At 71.2% G+C, this 18,542-nt stretch carries 19 protein-coding genes; 11 read left to right on the top strand and 8 right to left on the bottom strand.

The features are described 5' to 3' along the window. Positions 1-28 precede the first annotated feature (28 nt). Positions 29-1,315, top strand: coding sequence for an AI-2E family transporter (locus FHG71_RS02485; RefSeq protein WP_139080050.1), 1,287 nt, complete (start codon positions 29-31; stop codon positions 1,313-1,315). A 481-nt stretch (positions 1,316-1,796) separates the two neighbouring features. Here FHG71_RS02485 and FHG71_RS02480 read toward each other — a convergent pair whose 3' ends face one another. The 3 genes from FHG71_RS02480 to FHG71_RS02470 form a co-directional block, all read right to left on the bottom strand. Continuing rightward, complete coding sequence (locus FHG71_RS02480; protein WP_139080049.1) at positions 1,797-2,192, bottom strand: hypothetical protein; 396 nt, start codon at positions 2,190-2,192, stop codon at positions 1,797-1,799. Between the two features lie 182 nt (positions 2,193-2,374). Then, on the bottom strand, positions 2,375-4,093 hold the full coding sequence (gene metG, locus FHG71_RS02475) for a methionine--tRNA ligase (RefSeq protein ID WP_139080048.1): 1,719 nt from the start codon (positions 4,091-4,093) through the stop codon (positions 2,375-2,377). Between the two features lie 58 nt (positions 4,094-4,151). Then, positions 4,152-4,892, bottom strand: coding sequence for an SDR family NAD(P)-dependent oxidoreductase (locus FHG71_RS02470; RefSeq protein WP_139080047.1), 741 nt, complete (start codon positions 4,890-4,892; stop codon positions 4,152-4,154). Positions 4,893-5,129: 237 nt separating this feature from the next. Between FHG71_RS02470 and FHG71_RS02465 the strand changes: the two genes are divergently transcribed. The 3 genes from FHG71_RS02465 (at position 5,130) to FHG71_RS02455 (ending at position 7,652) form a co-directional block, all read left to right on the top strand. Beyond that, positions 5,130-5,921 (top strand): phytanoyl-CoA dioxygenase family protein, encoded by a 792-nt coding sequence (locus FHG71_RS02465; protein WP_139080046.1) that lies wholly within the window; start codon positions 5,130-5,132, stop codon positions 5,919-5,921. A gap of 79 nt (positions 5,922-6,000) precedes the next feature. Beyond that, complete coding sequence (locus FHG71_RS02460) at positions 6,001-7,041, top strand: aldo/keto reductase (RefSeq protein ID WP_139080045.1); 1,041 nt, start codon at positions 6,001-6,003, stop codon at positions 7,039-7,041. Between the two features lie 110 nt (positions 7,042-7,151). Next, on the top strand, positions 7,152-7,652 hold the full coding sequence (locus FHG71_RS02455; protein WP_139080044.1) for a lipocalin family protein: 501 nt from the start codon (positions 7,152-7,154) through the stop codon (positions 7,650-7,652). Between the two features lie 44 nt (positions 7,653-7,696). Here the strand turns inward: FHG71_RS02455 and FHG71_RS02450 are convergent, their stop codons facing one another. After that, a complete protein-coding gene (locus tag FHG71_RS02450; RefSeq protein ID WP_139080043.1) occupies positions 7,697-9,295 on the bottom strand; it encodes a phosphoenolpyruvate carboxykinase in 1,599 nt (532 codons plus the stop codon). A gap of 301 nt (positions 9,296-9,596) precedes the next feature. On the opposite strand from FHG71_RS02450, the gene FHG71_RS02445 reads away from it, so the two are divergent. The 6 genes from FHG71_RS02445 (at position 9,597) to FHG71_RS02420 (ending at position 14,185) form a co-directional block, all read left to right on the top strand. Then, a complete protein-coding gene (locus FHG71_RS02445; RefSeq protein ID WP_139080042.1) occupies positions 9,597-10,298 on the top strand; it encodes a response regulator transcription factor in 702 nt (233 codons plus the stop codon). A 4-nt stretch (positions 10,299-10,302) separates the two neighbouring features. Next, on the top strand, positions 10,303-12,054 hold the full coding sequence (locus FHG71_RS02440; protein ID WP_139080041.1) for a sensor histidine kinase: 1,752 nt from the start codon (positions 10,303-10,305) through the stop codon (positions 12,052-12,054). A gap of 4 nt (positions 12,055-12,058) precedes the next feature. After that, positions 12,059-12,496 (top strand): HPr kinase/phosphorylase, encoded by a 438-nt coding sequence (locus tag FHG71_RS02435; protein ID WP_139080040.1) that lies wholly within the window; start codon positions 12,059-12,061, stop codon positions 12,494-12,496. Then, a complete protein-coding gene (gene rapZ / locus FHG71_RS02430) occupies positions 12,493-13,416 on the top strand; it encodes an RNase adapter RapZ (RefSeq protein ID WP_139080039.1) in 924 nt (307 codons plus the stop codon). Before FHG71_RS02435 ends, rapZ begins: the two co-directional genes overlap by 4 nt. Positions 13,417-13,501: 85 nt before the next feature. Next, positions 13,502-13,915: a PTS sugar transporter subunit IIA gene (locus FHG71_RS02425; protein WP_139080038.1), complete on the top strand. Its 414-nt coding sequence runs from the start codon at positions 13,502-13,504 to the stop codon at positions 13,913-13,915. Continuing rightward, complete coding sequence (locus FHG71_RS02420) at positions 13,916-14,185, top strand: HPr family phosphocarrier protein (protein WP_139080037.1); 270 nt, start codon at positions 13,916-13,918, stop codon at positions 14,183-14,185. An 89-nt stretch (positions 14,186-14,274) separates the two neighbouring features. On the opposite strand, the gene FHG71_RS02415 is transcribed toward FHG71_RS02420, so the two are convergent. Both FHG71_RS02415 and FHG71_RS02410 read right to left on the bottom strand, forming a co-directional pair. After that, positions 14,275-15,120: a class I SAM-dependent methyltransferase gene (locus FHG71_RS02415; protein ID WP_139080036.1), complete on the bottom strand. Its 846-nt coding sequence runs from the start codon at positions 15,118-15,120 to the stop codon at positions 14,275-14,277. A 187-nt stretch (positions 15,121-15,307) separates the two neighbouring features. Next, complete coding sequence (locus FHG71_RS02410; protein ID WP_139080322.1) at positions 15,308-16,183, bottom strand: 3-hydroxybutyryl-CoA dehydrogenase; 876 nt, start codon at positions 16,181-16,183, stop codon at positions 15,308-15,310. A 130-nt stretch (positions 16,184-16,313) separates the two neighbouring features. On the opposite strand from FHG71_RS02410, the gene FHG71_RS02405 reads away from it, so the two are divergent. After that, positions 16,314-17,114: a DUF6473 family protein gene (locus tag FHG71_RS02405; protein WP_139080035.1), complete on the top strand. Its 801-nt coding sequence runs from the start codon at positions 16,314-16,316 to the stop codon at positions 17,112-17,114. Here the strand turns inward: FHG71_RS02405 and FHG71_RS02400 are convergent. Together FHG71_RS02400 and FHG71_RS02395 are read right to left on the bottom strand one after the other, a co-directional pair. Next, complete coding sequence (locus tag FHG71_RS02400; RefSeq protein ID WP_139080034.1) at positions 17,080-18,006, bottom strand: electron transfer flavoprotein subunit alpha/FixB family protein; 927 nt, start codon at positions 18,004-18,006, stop codon at positions 17,080-17,082. The two genes, FHG71_RS02405 and FHG71_RS02400, sit on opposite strands and share 35 nt — an antisense overlap. After that, the coding region (locus FHG71_RS02395) for an electron transfer flavoprotein subunit beta/FixA family protein (protein WP_139080033.1) at positions 18,006-18,542 on the bottom strand (537 nt) is incomplete at its 5' end. The genes FHG71_RS02395 and FHG71_RS02400, both read right to left, overlap by 1 nt.

Below are 18,542 nucleotides of genomic sequence, written 5' to 3'. Positions count from 1 at the left end.
GGCCCGGGAAGCGGAGGAATGACCTGCCATGAACGACCAGCCCCCGGCCGAGGCCGACCGCGTCGGGAGCCCCGGACGGACCCGCCCCGACCTGCGCCCCCTGCTGCTGGCGGTGATCGCGGTCGTGCTGGTCGGCGCGGCGGTTCGGGCGCTGGCGCCGGTGCTCATGCCGCTGACGGCCGCCATCCTGGTGGCGCTGGCGGTGATGCCGGTGCGCGACTGGGTCGCGGCCCGCGTCCCCGGAAAGCTGTCCTGGCTGGGCATCCTGGCGGCCATGGCGACCGTCCTGCTGGTCCTGGCGGTCTTTGTCGGCGTCCTGGTGATCGCCGCGCAGCAGATCGTGAGCCAGGTGCCGGTCGGCGCGGGCGAGGTCGTCCAGATGATCCAGGGTGACGAGGAGGAGGCCGGCAGCGACGGGGAGGACTCGGGCAGCGACGGGGAGGACGACGGGAGCTCCTCGGTGGCCGAGGCGGCCCAGGCCGGCGCCTCGCGCACCTTGGGCGACGAGGACGCGGCCGGAGCCGCGGAGGGCGGCGGGAACGGAGAGGGCGCCAGCGACGGCAACGGGGGCGGGGCCGGGTTCCCGGGAGACTCGACGGCCGAGACCCTGCGCGAGCTGGGGCAGCAGGCGCTGGGCGCGGCGGGCGGCGTGGCGACGGCGATCCTGAACTCGACGCTGTCGGTGGTGGGGGGCCTCGTGCTGGTGTTCTTCCTCACGCTCCTGCTCCTGTCGGAAAGCGGGGACTGGCGGAAGAAGGTCATCAAGGCGCTGCCCTGGCCCGACGACTGGCGGCTGAGCGAATCCGCCAACGTGATCGCCAGCAAGATGCGCGCCTACCTGCTGATCCAGGCGGGGATCGGGTTCCTGTCGTCCATGCTCTATCTCGGCTGGCTCTGGTTCTGGGGCGTGGGGCTGCTGCTGGTCTGGCCGCTGCTGATCTTTGCGCTGAACTTCATCCCGACCATCGGCTCGATCGTCGGCGGTACGCTGCCCGTGGCCTACACGCTGCTCACGCAGGGGGTCTGGCCCGCCGTCGGCGTCGGGCTGGGCATCCTGGTGATCGAGAACATCATGGGCAACCTCGTGCAGCCCAACCTCCAGGGGCGCAACGTGGCGCTGTCGCCGCTGGTGCTGCTGGTGTCGCTGGTGTTCTGGGGCTGGGCCTGGGGCATCGCCGGGGCGCTGCTGGCCGTGCCGGTCACCATCGCGCTGGTGGTCCTGGGCGCCCATGTCCCGATCCTGCGGCCCTGGGCGCTGATGCTGTCGAACCGGACGAACTGGGCCGAGCTCGACGAGGCCACGCGCCCGCAGTGAGCGGAGCGGTCCCAGCGGGCGGTCGCGCCGATGCTCGGGCGGGAGCGCGGCGTCGAGGGCGGCGCGGCGGGCCCAGGCGGGCAGGAAGGGGCGCGGGCCTTCGGTGGCGTATACGTTCCAGTCGAGGCCCAGATAGGCCGAGGTGAAGGCCCGAAGCTCCTGCTCGACCCCCTTGGCCAAGGCCGCATCGGTGCAGGGCGAAGCGGCCAGAGCCAGCGCGGCCAGAAAGGCCCCTTCGGCCCGCATCCGCGCGTCGGGGCGGCCCTGACCTAGTTCGGCCAAGCGGCCGTGCAGCCGGTGGAGCGGCTGGCGCCGGGCGAAGGGAAGGCGCAGGGGGTCGCGGAGGAGGGCGTCGGGGTCCATGGGGCATCCGGGATCTGGGTCGGGATCAGGATGCGGGAGATGGGTTAACGAATCCTTGGACCACCGAACGGTCCCCTGCCGGTTCGCGCAACACCCTTCGTTGTGAAGTCTGCGCGTGTCAGAGCCCGCAGGCGGAGGGGGCGGCGCAGGTGCCCGGGCGAAGCCCAAAGAAGGTTTCGGTCACGAGGCCGCGCAGGTCGTTGCCTACGAGCGAACTGACCATCACGGCCGCAACATCGCGAGTTCCGTAGTGGAAGGTCACCGCAACAAGCGGAGGAAAGGCGATTGCCTCGGGCAAGGACCCCTGCATGGCCCCGTGGCGGTCGCCCGCGCCGGCGCCGAACCGATCGCGCAGCGCGGCATCCATTCCGGCTGCGAGATCGGTCGCACGGGCTGCGCAGGCCGCCACGGCAGGGTCGAGGCTCCGGTCGTCCAGGATGAGCCAGACCGTGCGGCCCTCGATGGGCTCGGCCATCCCGCCCGGCACGACCGTCAGGGCGGGGCGTCCGACCACGCCCGACCGCAGGACGCTCCGAAGGGTTTCGGCGGTGACGGCGCTGAGGCCCGAGCAGACCGCGATCCGGTCGGCCGCAAGGACGGCCTGTGCGCCGAAGCCGTTCGGCTCCAGCGGATCGGGCGCCTTCTCGGCCGAGACCGCCCGGGCGGCGAGCAGCGCGGCGAGAAGGACGCGACGGCTCAGGTCCGCACGCCCGCGAAGCGTTGCTGCCAGTCGGCCCGTTCCTCGTCGGTGATCTTGCGGAAGCTCACCTCGGGCACGGTGAAGGCGTGGCCGGGGGGGAGGGCGTTCAGCGCGGCTTCGACGTTGTCGGGCCAGGACCAGTCGGTGGAGCCCATGGCCTCCATCATCTGCGCGGAGGCGTCGGGGATGAAGGGCTGCGACAGGACCGCGTAAAGGCGGATGAGGTTGAGGCCCAGGCGCGTCTGCATCGCGGCCTGCGCGGGGTCGGTCTTGAAGGTCGTCCAGGGGGCGGCGGACTGGAGGTATTCGTTGCCGAGCACCCAGATTGCCCGAAGCTCCTGCGCGGACTTGCGGACCTCGATCTGGTCCATGGCCATCTCGTAGGAGCGGACGCGCTGGTCCAGCTCGTCGAGGAGGGCGCGTTCCTTCTCGCCCGGGGTGCCGCCTTCGGGGACGGTCTCGCCGAACTTGCTCCGGCAGAACTTGGTGATGCGGGACACGAAGTTGCCCAGCACGTCGGCGAGGTCCTTGTTCACGGAGGCCTGGAAGTTCTCCCAGGTGAACTCGGAGTCGGAGGACTCGGGCGCGTGGGACAGGAGCCACCAGCGCCAGTAGTCGGCGGGCAGGATGGAGAGCGCCTGGTCCATGAAGACGCCGCGGCCCTGGGAGGTCGAGAACTGGCCGCCGTCGTAGTTCAGGTAGTTGAAGGACTTGATGTAGTCGACGAGCTTCCAGTCCTCGCCCGAGCCCATGATGGTCACGGGGAAGCTCAGGGTGTGGAAGGGCACGTTGTCCTTGCCCATGAACTGGGTGTAGCGGACGTCGGCGGCGCCGTGGTCCGTGCGCCACCAGCGCTCCCAGTCGGAGTCGGGACGGCCCGCCGCGTCGGTCCATTCCTTGGCGCAGGCGATGTATTCGATGGGGGCGTCGAACCAGACGTAGAAGACCTTGCCCTCCATGCCGGGCCAGGGCTGGTCGCCCTTGCGGACGGGCACGCCCCAGTCGAGGTCGCGGGTGATGCCGCGGTCCTGGAGCCCCTCGCCGTCGAGGAGCCACTTCCTCGCGATGGAGGTGGTCAGGATCGGCCAGTCGGTCTTGGAATCGATCCACTGGAGGAGCCGGTCCTTCATCGCGGACTGGCGCAGGTGGAGGTGGGTGGTCTCGCGGATCTCGAGGTCCGTCGAGCCCGAGATGGCGGAGCGCGGGTTGATGAGGTCGGTGGGGTCGAGCTGCTTGGTGCAGTTCTCGCACTGGTCGCCCCGGGCCTTGTCGTAGCCGCAGTTGGGGCAGGTCCCCTCGACGTAGCGGTCGGGGAGGAAGCGGCCGTCGGCGTGGGAATAGACCTGCCGCTCGGGTACCTCGGCGATCAGGCCCGCCGCGTCCAGTTGGCCCGCGAAGTGCTGGGTCAGGCGGTGGTTCTGCGGCGAGGACGACCGGCCGAAGTGGTCGAAGCTCAGGCGGAAGCCGTCCGCGATCTCGCTCTGGACCTTGTGCATGCGGGCGCAGTAGTCGGCGACGGGCTCTCCGGCCTTTTGCGCGGCGATCTCGGCGGGGGTGCCATGCTCGTCGGTGGCGCAGAGGAACAGCACTTCGTGGCCGCGCCCGCGCAGGTAGCGGGCGTAGAGGTCGGCCGGCAGCTGGGAGCCCACGAGGTTGCCCAGGTGCTTGATGCCGTTGATGTAGGGGATGGCCGAGGTGATGAGGTGGCGTGCCATGGGAGCCCTTTCGCGTTGGGCTCCCATGTAACGAGCCCCGTCCGGGACCGCCAGACCGTCACTGGGCGGTGTAGGCGCCGTCCACGAGGTGGTAGCTGCCGGTGATGAAGCTCGCTTCCTTGCTGAGAAGGAAGCAGGTGAGGGCCGACACCTCCTCGGGGGTGCCGAGGCGCTTGACCGGGTGGGCGGCCGCGATGGCGGTCAGGGCCTCCTCGCCCAGGGCGTCGAGAAGGGGCGTGCGGATGAAGGCGGGGCCCACGGAGTTCACGCGGATGCCGCGGGTCGCGTATTCCATCGCGGCGTTCTTGGTGAGGCCCACCACGGCGTGCTTGGCGGCGACATAGGCGGGGGCGTTCGCGAAGCCCACGGTGCCGAGGATCGAGGCGATGTTGACGATGGCGCCGCCGCCTGAGGCCTCGATGGCGGGGATGCCGTAGCGCATCCCGTAGAAGACGCCGTGGAGGTTGACGCCCATGACCTTGTGCCAGCCGTCGAGGGGATAGTCGCCGGTGGGCGCCGAGGGGCCGCCGATGCCCGCGTTGTTGACGAGGAGATGGAGGCCGCCGGTCCGTTCCACGGCAAAGGCGACGAGAGCCTCGACCTGGGCGGCGTCGGACACGTCGCAGACCTTGATGAGCGCGTCGGGGTGGCCGTCGGTGACGCGGGCCAGCGTCTCTTCGGAAAGGTCGCTCAGAACCACCCGCGCCCCGCCCGCCGCGAGGTCGCGCGCGATGGCGAGGCCGATGCCCGAGGCGGCGCCGGTGACGATGGCGGTCTGGCCGGAAAAGTCGTGCGGCATGGGAAGCCCCCTTGTTGCGGTTGCCCGGAGAGTGGCGGCGGAGCGGGGTCGGTGCCTTGTCCTGGATCAAGCCGCGCACGCCTTGCCGGTCCCGGCCGGGCGACTATCTCGGGCCCATGATGTTCATGTCCACCTTCTTCCCGCTGATCTGAACGGTCCTTGGCCGTGCGGCGCCGCGCGCGCCGGATCAGTGTGAGCGGCCTCGGCCTTTGGCGAGCGCCGACAGGAGAGCATGACATGCCCAATCTTGAACACGAGGGCCTGAGCGGGGCTCAGGTCGAGCACTTCATCGAACGGGGGTTCGTCCGGCTCGATGGCGCCTTCAGCGGCGAGATCGCGGAGTGGTGCCGCAACGAGCTTTGGGCCGCGATGGGGCTTTCGCCCGACCGGCCCGAGACCTGGACGCGGCCGGTCGTCCGCATCGGGCAGATGGCCTCGCCGACCTTCGTCGCGGCGGCGAACACGCCCCGGCTCCACGGGGTCTATGACGCGCTCGCGGGGGAGGGGCGCTGGCTGCGGCCCGAGGGCTTGGGCACCTTCCCGGTCCGTTTCCCCTCCTCCGAGCCACCGGGCGACGATGGGTGGCACGTGGACGTGAGCTTCGGGACCGAGGACCCGGATTTCCTGGAATGGCGGGCCAACGTGACGAGCCGGGGGCGGTCGCTGCTGATGCTGTTCCTGTTCTCGGACGTGGGGCCGGAGGATGCGCCGACCCGCATCCGGGCGGGCTCCCACGCTGCCATCGCGCGGGAGCTGCTGCCCCATGGCGAGGCGGGGCTCACGCTGCGGGAGCTGTCGGCGGAGGGCTACGCCTCCACGATCGGCTGCGAGGAGGCGCTGGCCACGGGGGAGGCGGGCACGGTCTACCTGTGCCACCCGTTCGTCGTTCACGCGGCGCAGGCGCACCGGGGGAGACGGCCCCGCTTCATGGCGCAGCCGCCCCTGCTGCCCCGGGGCGGGTTCGATCCGGCGCTGCCGCCGTCGCCCGTGCAGGTCGCCATCCGGCGAGCCTGCGGGCTGGCCTTCTGAGGGCCGAGCCCGGCGGCGGGCGCTTGCCGCCGCCCCGCGGCGCGTTAGGGTCCGCGCGGTTCAGGCGAAGGGGACGGGGATGCGGAAGGTGCAACTGGGGCGGTCGGGGATCGCGGTGTCGGAATGGGCGCTGGGGACCATGACCTATGGCAACCAGACGCCCGAGGAGGACGCGGGGCGGCAGATGGACATGGCGCTGGAGGCGGGCGTCACTCTCTGGGACTGCGCCGAGATGTACCCCGTGAACCCCGTGACCAAGGAGTCGGCCGGGCGGAGCGAGGAGTTCCTGGGCCGCTGGTTCGCCCGGACGGGGCGGCGGGGCGAGGTCGTGCTGGCCACCAAGATCGCGGGGCCGCGCAACGTGATTCGCGGGGAGCAAGGGTTCACGGGCGGCACGGTGAAGGCCGCCTGCGAGGCGTCCCTGCGGCGGCTGCGGACGGACGTGATCGACCTTTACCAGCTTCATTGGCCCGAGCGGGCGCATTACCATTTCCGCCGCAACTGGACCTATGACCCGTCGTCCCATGACAAGGCGGCGACCATCGCGCAGATGGACGACGTGCTGGGGCATTTGTCCGACCTGCGGGCCGAGGGCAAGATCCGCGAGTTCGGGCTGTCGAACGAGACGGCCTGGGGCACGACGCGCTGGCTCGACCGGGCCGAAGCGCTGGGGGCGCCGATGGTCCGCACGGTGCAGAACGAATATTCGCTGCTCGCGCGGCTGTGGGACACCGACATGGCCGAGATGGCGGTGAACGAGGGCGTGACGCTGCTGGCCTTCTCGCCGCTGGGGGCGGGGCTGCTGACTGGCAAGTATGCGGGGGGCGCGCTGCCCGAGGGGAGCCGGAAGGCCATCAACGGGGATCTCGGCGGGCGGGCGAGCGCCCGCGTGGATGGGGCCGTCGCCGCCTATCACGAGGTCGCGCGGGAGGCGGGAATGGACCCGGTGCACATGGCGCTGGCCTGGCACCGGACGCGGCCGTTCCATTCGCTGCCGATCTTCGGGGCGACGAGCGTCGAGCAGCTTTCGCGCATCTTGGCGGGGGTGGAGGCCAGCGTGGGGCCGGACCTCGCGAAGCGGATCGACGAGGTGAACAAGGCGCATCCGCTGCCCTATTGACGCAAGGCGCGCGGCGGACCGGGCTTGCCGGGCCCACCGATCTTGGGCATCGCCGGGGGTGGCCGCTTCCCTCGGGCGCGCGACCGAACCGGCCGGAGGAGGGCCGCCGCATGAAGAGACCTGGCCTTTTGCTGCTTCTGGTCCTGGCCGCCTGCGGGCGGCCCGAGCCGGTGGCGCCGCCGCCCGCCGCCGCGTCTTTCCGCCAGCCGGGGACGATGATCGCCTCGACCCTGCGGGGGGATGCGCAGGACCTGTCGGGCGAGTGGGTGATCGCGGAGTCCTATCCGGGGGCGCCCTTCGCCGCGCCGGGCACGCGGGTCGCCGTCGCGCCCACGGACGGGGGCACGCTTTGGCGCTTTGCCGGGCCGGGCGGGACGGCCGAATTCCTGACGGTAACGGAGGTTCCGGGGCGCTACCGGGCCGAGGGCGGGCCGGAGCTGTGGGTCCTGTGGGTGGACGACGACTTCCGCACGGCGGCCGTGGGCACGCCCGACGGGCGCTTCGGCTGGATCATGGACCGGCCGGGGCAGGCGTCGGAGGACCGGACGCGGGCGGCGCGGGAGATGCTGGACTTCAACGGCTACGACCTGGGCGGTCTGGACGGGGCGTGACCCGCCCGGCGCCTCCCCTGCGCCGGGCGGGTCGTCCGCGCGCCTCAGCCCAGGGCGACGGCGCGGGTGTCCTCGTCGATGAGTGATTCGAACTTGGCGAAGTTGGCGGCGAACATGCCCACGAGCTTGCGGGCCGCCGCGTCGTAGGCCGCGGGATCGGCCCAGGTGCCGCGCGGGTCGAGGAGGCGGGCGTCCACGCCCTCGACCGAGGTGGGGACCTCGAAGCCGAAGAACGGGTCGCGGCGGAAGCGGCCCTGGGACAGCTCGCCCGAGAGCGCCGCCGACAGGAGCGCGCGGGTGGCCTGGATCGGCATCCGCGAGCCGGTGCCGTAGGCGCCGCCGGTCCAGCCGGTGTTCACGAGCCAGCAGTCCGCGCCGTGGCGGGCGATCTTGTCGGCCAGGAGCTTGCCGTAGGCCTCGGGGCGGCGGGGCAGGAAAGGGGCGCCGAAGCAGGCCGAGAAGGTGGGCTCGGGCTCGGTCACGCCGCGCTCGGTGCCGGCGACCTTGGCGGTGAAGCCCGACAGGAAGTGGTACATGGCCTGCGCGGGCGTGAGGCGCGCGATGGGCGGCAGCACCCCGAAGGCGTCGCAGGTCAGCATCACGATGTGGCGCGGATGGCCCGACAGGCCCGTCGCCGAGGCGTTGGGGATGGCGTCGAGCGGGTAGGCGCAGCGGGTGTTGGCGGTCCTGGAGCCGTCGGTGAAGTCGAGCTCGCAGGTTTCCTCGTCGTAGCCCATGTTCTCGACGACCGTGCCGAACATGCGGGTGGTCGCGTGGATCGCGGGCTCGGCCTTGGCGCAGAGGTTGAGCGTCTTGGCGTAGCAGCCGCCCTCGAAGTTGAAGAGGCCGCGGTCGGACCAGCCGTGCTCGTCGTCGCCCAGAAGCACGCGGGACGGGTCGGCGGAGAGCGTCGTCTTGCCGGTGCCCGACAGGCCGAAGAACACCGCCGCGTCGTCCGGGTCGCCGGGCGCGTGGTTCGCGGAGCAGTGCATGGGCAGCACGCCCTGGTCCGGCAGGAGCCAGTTCAGGATGGTGAAGACGGCCTTCTTGTTCTCGCCCGCGTATTCGGTGCCGCCGATCAGCACCCACCTGGTGTCCCAGTCGATCGCGATCACGGTCGAGCTGCGGCAGCCGTGGCGCGCGGGGTCGGCGCTGAAGGAGGGCACGTTGAGCACCGTCCATTCGGGGACGAAGGAATCGAGCGCCTCGCGCGGGGGGCGGCGCAGCAGGTGGCGGATGAAGAGCGCGTGCCAGGCGCGTTCCGTCACGGCGCGCACGGGCAGGCGCAGCGATTGGTCGGCCCCGCCCCAGAGGTCCTGCACATGGACCGAGCGGCCCGCGAGATGCGCCAGCATGTCGGCGCGGAGCCGTTCGAAGGCGTCGGGGGACATCGCGGCGTTGTTGTCCCACCAGACCTCGGCCTCGGTCGAGGGGCGGCGGACGACGTGCTTGTCCTTGGGCGAGCGGCCGGTGAACTTGCCCGTCTCGACCAAGAGCGCGCCGCCCTGGCCCAGGCGGCCCTCGCCGGCGGCAAGCGCGGACTGCACGAGATCGCACTCGGGCAGGTTGTAATAGACGGCCGCGAGACCCGCGAAGCCTTGCGCCCCGAGGGGCTGAGCCGGGTTGACGCGTCCGTGATCCATCGTCGCTGCTCCTGTTGTCGGGTGCCAAAGCGGCACCTAAGAAGCACATAGCAGGGTCTTTCCGGGAAAAAAGCCTGTTAGCGCAAGCGCTTGCGATGTTAGCGCAACCAGGGGCGCAGACGGAAAAAAGCTGCCGAAGGAACACGCTTGTCCGAAACTTCGCGGTTCCCGCCATAGATTGGCCAGAGTGTGGCGTCAGTGTTGCACTCAGGGGTTGATTCGTTGCCTAGGACGTGACAGAGCGACCCCACCTCACAACCGGCCCGTTGGGCTTGAAACTGATCGTTCGAGGGATAGGCGGATGTCGAAGATCGCTTTGGTGGATGATGACAGGAACATCCTGACGTCCGTCTCCATGACCCTGGAGGCCGAAGGCTTCGAGGTCGAAACCTACAACGACGGGCAGTCCGCGCTGGACGCCTTCAACAAGCGCATGCCCGAGCTGGCGGTGCTGGACATCAAGATGCCGCGCATGGACGGCATGGATCTCCTGCAGCGGCTGCGCCAGAAGTCCGCGATCCCCGTGATCTTCCTCACGTCCAAGGACGACGAGATCGACGAGGTCCTGGGCCTGCGCATGGGCGCGGACGACTACGTCAAGAAGCCCTTCTCGCAGCGCCTGCTGGTGGAGCGCATCCGCGCGCTGCTGCGCCGCGCCGAGGCCGGCCCCGCCGACGCCGCCGAGCCCGAGGCCGAGACGCGCATCATGGTGCGCGGCAACCTCGTCATGGACCCGCTGCGCCATGCGGTGAAGTGGAAGGGCAAGGACGTCTCGCTGACGGTGACCGAGTTCCTGCTGCTGCAGGCGCTCGCGCAGCGGCCGGGCTTCGTGAAGTCGCGCGACCAGCTCATGGACGTGGCCTACGACGACCAGGTCTATGTCGACGACCGCACCATCGACAGCCACATCAAGCGCCTGCGCAAGAAGATGCGCGCCGCCGACGAGGAGTTCTCGGCCATCGAGACGCTCTACGGCATCGGCTACCGCTACAACGAAGAGTGAACCCATGGCCGCGCCCCGGGGCGCCCCGACCAAGGTCGACGTCCGCGACCTGAACTCGGTCCGGGAGGCGCTCCGCGCCTCGGGGGGGCGGATCGACGAGGGCGAGGTGATCCTGGGCGACGACTGGGTGGCCCCCGAGGGCCGCCTGCCGCGCACGCGCCTGAAGAGCCTCGTGACGCTCCAGCGCTCGCCGCTGGCGCGCAAGATCGTGGTCTTCAACCTCGTGGGGCTGATCCTGCTGGTGGGCGGGATGCTCTGGCTCGCCCCCTCGCGCGAGAGCCTGGCCACGCAGCGCGCGCGCGGGCTGGTGAGCGAGGCGGAGCTGGTGGCCGAGCTGGTCGCCGCGCGTCTGGAGCCCTCGGCCGACGTGGGCGGCGAGGGGAGCCGCGAGGCGGGGGCGGCCTTCGCGCGGCTGCGGCTGCGCAACGGCGCGCAGGCCTTTCTCTTCGATGCCGAAGGGCGGATGGTCGCCATGGCCGCGACCCGGTCCGGGGACCGACCGCCCGCGGCCGCCATCCCCATCGGCACCACCGTCGTCACCGACCTGCTCAACACCGTCTGGGAAGGGATCGCGCGGGTGCTCTCGCCCGCGGCGGGGCCCTTCGGCGAGGAGCGGCACGGCCGCCTGTCGTCGCCGCGCTACCTGGTGGACCGCTCGCTGGGCGCGGGCACCCTGGTCGAGGCGGTGGCCGACGAGGAAGGCCGCACCGTCATCACGGTGGCCGCGCCCGTGGCCACGGGGGAGGGCCGGGTGGGCGTCGTGGCGCTGCGCAGCGCCGCCGGCGAGATCGACGCCCTGGTGCGGCTGGAGCGCGAGCAGGTGCTGCGCATGTTCGTGGTGGGGGTGGCCGTGTCGATCGGCCTGAGCCTCGTGCTGGCCTCGACCATCGCCAACCCGCTCTCGGACCTCGCCGCCGCCGCCGAGGCCGGGCGCGACCGTGATTCGCGCCACGTCTCGCCGTCGCGGGTGCGCATCCCCGACCTGACCGCGCGGCCCGACGAGATCGGGCGGCTGTCGGCGGCGATGCGGGGCATGGTCGCCGCGCTCTACGAGCGGATCGAGGCCAACGAGCAGTTCGCGGCCGACGTGGCGCACGAGATCAAGAACCCGCTGGCCTCGTTGCGGTCCGCCGTGGGCAGCTTCGCCTTCGCCAAGCGCGACGACCAGCGCCAGAAGCTTCTGGACATCATCGAGCACGACGTGCGCCGGCTCGACCGGCTGGTGTCGGACATCGCCAGCGCCTCGCGGCTGGACAGCGAGCTGGTCAAGGAGGAGGAGAAGCCCTTCGACCTTCTGAAGATGCTGACGGGCCTCGACGAGGCGCTGGGCGAGGAGGCACGGGCCCGGGGGATCGACTTCCTGTCGGACCTGCCGTCCGCGCCCGTCATCCTGCAGGGGCTGGAGGGGCGGCTCGCGCAGGTCTTCGTGAACCTCATCTCGAACGCCATCTCGTTCTGCGAGGACGGCGACGCGATCCGGGTCTGGGCGAGGAAGCGCGACAACCGTGTGCTGGTCGTGGTCGAGGACACCGGCCCCGGCATCCCCGAGGACGCGCTCCAAAAGATCTTCCAGCGCTTCTATTCCGAGCGGCCCGAAGGGCAGTTCGGCAACAACTCGGGGCTGGGGCTCGCCATCTCCAAGCAGATCGTCGAGGCGCATGGGGGCGTGATCTGGGCCGAGAACATCCGGCCGACCGAGGCCGACCCCGATTCGGCCCCCCTGGGCGCGCGCTTCGTCGTGGGCCTGCCGGTCTGAGGCGGTGACGCTGGTCGTCCACGCGACCACCGTGGCCTGGCGCGGGCGCGGGGTGCTGATCCGCGGCGCCTCCGGCGCGGGCAAGTCATCGCTGGGGCTGGAGCTGATGGCCGGGGGCTGCCGGCTGGTGGCGGACGACCGGACGGAGTTGCGGGCGGAGGACGGTCGCCTTCTCGCGCGCTGCCCTCCGGCCATCCGGGGCTTGATCGAAGCGCGCGGCGTGGGCCTACTGGCGGCGCGCAGCCTGGAGGAGGCCCCCGTGCGGCTGATCGTCGACCTGGACCGGACCGAGACCGAGCGGCTGCCGCCTTGGCGGGGCGAGGCGGTCCTGGGCGTGACGCTGCCGTGCCTTCACAAGCCCGCGACAGGCCATTTTGCGGCCGCGGTCCTTCAATATCTCAAGGCGGGCCGGATCGAGCCGGCCGCCCCGAGGTTCCCATGACGCGCCCGCTCGCGCCCCATCCCCTGACCGCGGAGGGCACCCACCGCATCGTCCTGGTCACCGGCCCCTCGGGGGCGGGGCGCTCCACCGCCGTGCGGGCGCTGGAGGACCTGGGCTACGAGGTGATCGACAACCTGCCGCTGTCGTTCCTGCCGCGCTTGGCCAAGGGCCCGCCACTGGAGCGGCCGCTCGCGCTGGGCATCGACGTGAGGAACCGTGATTTCGCCGCCGACGCGGTGCTGAAGGCGCAGGAGCGGCTGTCGGCGATGGCGGGCGGGCCGGTCGAGATCCTGTTCCTCGACTGCTCGGGAGAGGTGCTGCTGCGGCGCTTCTCCGAGACGCGACGGCCCCATCCGCTGGCGCCCGACGGCCCCCCCGCTGCGGGAATCGCGGCCGAGCGGGGGCTGCTCGCGCCCCTGCGGGCGCGGGCGGACGTGCTGATCGACACTTCGGCGCTGAGCCCCCACGAGCTGCGCGCCGAGGTGGAGCGCTGGTTCGCGCCCGAGGGCGGGCGCACGCTGGCGGTGACGGTGGAAAGCTTTTCCTACAAGCAGGGCCTGCCGCCGGGGCTCGACATCGTGATGGACTGCCGGTTCCTGCGGAACCCCCACTGGGACGAGGCGCTGCGCCCGCTCGACGGGCGGGACGCGGCGGTGGCGGCCTATGTCGCGGCCGATGCACGGTATTGCGACTTCTTCGCGCGGCTTCGGGACCTTGTGGGAACGCTCCTGCCTGCCTACCGTGAGGAAGGGAAGGCGCATCTGGCGATCGGCCTGGGCTGCACCGGCGGACAGCATCGTTCCGTCACCGTGGCCGAAAGCCTCGCCCAGGCCCTTGCGGAGGAAGGTTGGCGCGTGTCTATACGGCACCGGGAACTGGAACGGCGGGCCAAGGCCGGAGGCGCGGTCCGAGGGCAATGACAGACTCATTCTGGACGGACCGCGGTCCGCGACGGACGGCCGGCACATTCCGCATCGGGGCTCCTGGCCCCGAGGGGCGGCGCCGATGATCGGGATCGTGATCGTGGCGCACGGGGGCCTGGCCACCGAATATCTGGCTGCGGTGGAGCACGTGGTGGGCCGACAGCCCGGCGTGCGCGCCATCACCATACAGCCCGAGGACGACCGGGCGATGAAGCAGGCCGAGATCTGCGACGCGGCCGACGCCGTGGACGAGGGCGACGGCGTGGTGGTGGTGACGGACATGTTCGGCGGCTCGCCGTCGAACCTGAGCTTGCGGGCCTGCGGGCCCTCGAACCGGCGCATCCTGTACGGGGCGAACCTGCCCATGCTCATCAAGCTCGCCAAGTCGCGGCGCAAGTCGGTGCCCGACGCGGTGGCGGCGGCGATGGACGCGGGGCGGAAATACATCGACAGCCAGGTGGTCGGCGAGGACCTGGGCCGGGCCGTGGGCACCTGAATGGCGCATCAGCGACTTCGCATCCAGAACATCAAGGGCCTGCACGCCCGCGCCTCGGCCCGCCTCGTGGAAGTGGTGGAGGCCCACGACGCGCAGGCCACCGTCAGCAAGGACGGGATGTCCACCTCGGGCGACAGCATCATGGGGCTCCTGATGCTGGGGGCCGGGATCGGCAGCGAGATCGAGGTCGAGACCGAGGGGCCCGAGGCCGACCGGCTGGCCCAGGCCATCGCGGCGCTGGTCAACGACAAGTTCGGCGAAGGGGACTGACGAGGGCGGCCTCGGGGCGATCCGGCATGGCCAACCCTGGCGCAGGGGACGCCGGGCTCCTCCTTGAAAGGACGGGAGCCCTGCCGGGCTCAGGCGCCCGGCTTGCGCAGGATCACGAGGTCCTGCATGCCGATCGGAACCTCGAAGCTGCCGGACCACAGGCCGGGCACGGGCTCGCCCTCGACCTCCAGGCCGACCTGCTCGGCCATGCTCCGGACGAGGCTCAGGCGGTAGGCCGTCATCCGCTCGGGATCGGAGGGGACGACGGTGGCAAAGTCGTCACCGTACTCGGCCAGACGGTGATCGAAGTCGAAGTGGGGCCGGGCGAAGCCGAGCGGGCGGGTCCGGCCGGGCACGTAGTGATCCAGAAGGAAGAAGCTGAACACGCAGCGCCCGCCCGGCCGCAGGACGCGCGAGGCTTCGCGGAAGTAGTGAAGCGTGTTCTCCGGCAGCATGTGCGTGAAGACCGAAGCCTCGTACACGATGTCGATGGAGGCATCGGCGGCGGGCACGGCGTACTGAGCCGTCGTCAGCGTCCCGTTCGGATTGTAGAAGGTGTTGTTGAGATCCGCCAAATGGAAGCGGAAGTTCGGGTGCACGCTCTGGAAGTTCCTCTGGAGGAACTCGATGGGAGCGCGCCGGATGTCGAAGCCGTCATAGGTCCCGCTGGTCAGGACCTGGAGAAGCGCGTAGGCGATCCGGCCGCAGCCGCAGCCGATCTCGAGGACGCGGCTCTGCGCTGTGATGCGTCCGTAGACGCGGAGCAGCATGCTCCACTCCTCGGCCCAGCGGAACCAGTGCTCCAGAAGCTCGACGCCCTCCTCGATCATGAGCTCGTGCGGCGCCAGGACCTCCGGCTCGTGAGCCACCCAGGCGGGCCATTTCTGGACCGGGAACGAAGGGGGCGGGTCGGGCCGAGCGAAGGGGTTCCGCATGGCGACACTCGTTCTGGCTGACGGACGTCCTGGCTGACATACGTTCTGGCAGGTGGAGATTACCAGTCTGCGAGCGGTCTGGCGACTCCGACGGACGTCGCATCCGCCACGCCGCCCGGGATTCGGGGGCTGGCGATGCGGTACCGTGGTCGGGAGGCGGGGACGGGCCGCGACCGTGGACCAGTCCCTAGCGCGAAGGGACCGGCGTCTCGCCCCGGTAGTCGTAGAAGCCGCGCTTGGCCTTGCGGCCCAGCCAGCCGGCCTCGACATAGGTGCGCAGGAGCGGGCAGGGGCGGTACTTCGAATCGCCCAGGCCGTCGTGCAGGACGGTCATGATCGACAGGCAGGTGTCGAGGCCGATGAAGTCCGCCAGCTCCAGCGGGCCCATGGGCTGGTTGGTCCCGAGCTTCATCGCCGTGTCGATGGAGACGACGTCGCCCACCCCCTCCATCAGCGCGAAGGCGGCCTCGTTGATCATCGGCAGCAGGATCCGGTTGACGATGAAGGCCGGGTAGTCGCGCGCCACGGCGGCCGTCTTGCCCAGCCGCTTCACCAGTTCCTCGGCGGCGGCGAAGGTCTCGTCGGAGGTGGCGAGGCCGCGGATCAACTCGACGAGCTGCATCACCGGCACGGGGTTCATGAAATGGACGCCCAGGAACCGCTCGGGCCGGTCGGTGCGGGCGGCGAGGCGCGTGATGGGGATGGAGGAGGTGTTGGTCGCCAGGATCGTCCGGGGCGCGAGATGGGGGACCAGCGACTCGAAGATCGCGATCTTGACCGCCTCGCGCTCGGTCGCGGCCTCGATCACCATGTCGCATTGGCCCAGCAGCGAGAGCGAGGGCGTGGGGCGCAGGCGCTTGAGCGCGGCGTCGCGGTCGGCGCCCGAGACCGTGCCCTTGGTCACCTGCCGGTCCATGTTCCTGGCCACCGTGCGGGGCAGGGCGGCCAGGGCCTCGGGGCTCGTGTCGGTCACGAGCACCTCGTAGCCCGAGAGCGCCAGCACATGGGCGATGCCGCTGCCCATCTGGCCCGCCCCCACGACGCCCACCCGCCGGATCTCCATCGCGCGTCCCCCGTTGATGCCGCCCCGCAGCATGGGCGAGGGGCCGTGCGCCTGCAAGGGCCGTGCGGCCTTAACGGTTTGGCAAGGCGTTGCCGCGATGCTGCCCCAGAGAAGGTTTGCGGGGGACGCCATGAAGCACGACAAGTTCCTGGGGGTGGAGCCCGGCCGGCCCGTGCGACCCGCGCTCCGGTTCCGGGACCCGGAGCGGAGGCCGCCGGGGGGGCATGTGGTCTTCCTGGGCGGGGCCGAGACGCGGGGCGAGGTGCTGGAGCGCCCTTTCCCGGCGCTGGTCGAGACGGCGCTGGGCGTGCCCTGCCTCAACCTCGGGGTGGCGCAGGCCTCGGCCGAGGCCTTCCTGGCCGATCCGGAGGTGGTCGGGACCTGCCGGGGCGCGGCCCTGACGGTCATCGAGGTGATGGGGGCGGCGAACCTGTCGAACCGGCTTTATGCCGTGCATCCCCGACGGAACGACCGATTCCTGCGCGCCTTGCCCGCGCTGGAGGCGATCGTGCCGGGCGTGGACCTGTGCGGGGTCTGCTTCACGCGGCACCTTCTGCGCGAGCTGCGGGCGGCGGCGCCCGACCGCTTCGACCTGGTGCGGGAGGAACTGCGCCTGGCCTGGCGCGCGCGGATGCGGACGCTGATCGAGCGGGTGGGCGGGCCGGTGCTGCTCTTGCGGCTGCCGCCGGAGGAGGGGGACCCGGTGCTGGGGCCCGACCCGCTGTTCGTCACGGATGCGATGGTGGAGGCGCTGCGGCCCTGGGTAGCGGGCATCGTCGAGGTGCCGGCCGGCGCGGGGCGCTGGACGCCCGAGGAACGGGAAGCGGCCGCGCACCGGGAGGTGGCGGCCGCGCTGGTCGGTCCGGTCCGGGCCGCCCTGGCGGCCCAGGAGAGGGTCAGAGCTTCTCGGTCAGCTCCGGGACGGCGGTGAAGAGGTCCGCCACGAGGCCGAAATCGGCGACCTGGAAGATCGGCGCCTCGGCGTCCTTGTTGATGGCGACGATGAACTTGGAGTCCTTCATCCCCGCGAGGTGCTGGATGGCGCCGGAGATGCCGAGCGCGACGTAGAGGTTGGGCGCGACCACCTTGCCGGTCTGGCCCACCTGCCAGTCGTTGGGAGCGTAGCCCGCGTCCACCGCGGCGCGCGAGGCGCCCACGGCCGCGCCCAGCTTGTCGGCGAGCTTCTCGACGATCTCGAAGCCTTCCTTCGAGCCGATGCCGCGTCCGCCCGAGACCACGACCGGGGCCGAGGTCAGCTCGGGGCGGCCCGAATGGGCGGTGCGGTCCTCGATCCACTGCGACAGGCCCGGGTCGGTGGCGCCGGGGGCGGCCTCGATCGGGGCGGCGTTGCCCAGGGGGGCGGCGTCGAAGCCCGCGGTGCGGATGGTGGCGACCTTGATCGCGTCCGAGGAGGTCACCGTCTGGATGGCGTTGCCCGCGTAGATGGGCCGCTCGAAGGTGTCGGCGTCCACGACGCCCGAGACGTCCGAGATCACCATGACGTCGAGAAGGGCGGCCACGCGGGGCAGCACGTTCTTGGCGTCCGTGGTCGCGGGGGCGACGACATGGGAGTAGCCGGAGGCGAGGCTCACCACCAGCGCCGCCGTGGGCTCGGCCAGGCGGTGGCCCAGCGCCGGGTCCTCGGCCACGAGGACCTTCGAGACGCCCTGGATCTGGGCCGCCTGCTCCGCCGCGCCACGCGCCGAGGCGCCGGCGCAGAGGACATGGACCTCGCCCAGCTTGGCCGCCGCCGTGACCGCCTTGGCGGTCGAGTCGAGGCCGAGCTGGCCGTCCGTCACTTCACCGATGAGAAGAACCGCCATCACACGACCCCCGCGCCCTTGAGCATGTCCACCAGTTCCTCGACCGACTTGGCCATCACGCCCGCCTTGCGCGACGCGGGCTCGGTGGTCTTCACGACCGACAGCCGCGGGGTGACGTCCACGCCGTAGTCGGCGGGGGTCTTCTCCTCCAGGGGCTTCTTCTTGGCCTTCATGATGTTGGGGAGCGAGGCGTAGCGCGGCTCGTTCATCCGCAGGTCCACGGTGACCACGGCCGGCATGCGGACCTTGATCGCCTGAAGGCCGCCGTCGACCTCGCGCACGACGGTCGCCTCCTCGCCCTCGACCTTGAGCTCGGAGGCGAAGGTCGCCTGCGCCCAGCCCAGGAGCGCCGCCAGCATCTGGCCCGTCGCGTTCATGTCGTTGTCGATGGCCTGCTTGCCGCAGAGGACGAGGCCCGGGGCCTCCTCCTTGACGATGCCCGCCAGGATCTTGGCGACGGCCAGCGGCTCGATGTCCTGGTGGACGTCCTCGGAGGCCAGCACCAGGATCGCGCGGTCGGCACCCATGGCGAGCGC

Source organism: Rubellimicrobium roseum, from assembly GCF_006152145.1.
In the GTDB taxonomy this organism is placed as follows: Bacteria; Pseudomonadota; Alphaproteobacteria; order Rhodobacterales; family Rhodobacteraceae; genus Rubellimicrobium; species Rubellimicrobium roseum.
This window is presented reverse-complemented; position numbering and strand designations above follow the sequence as displayed.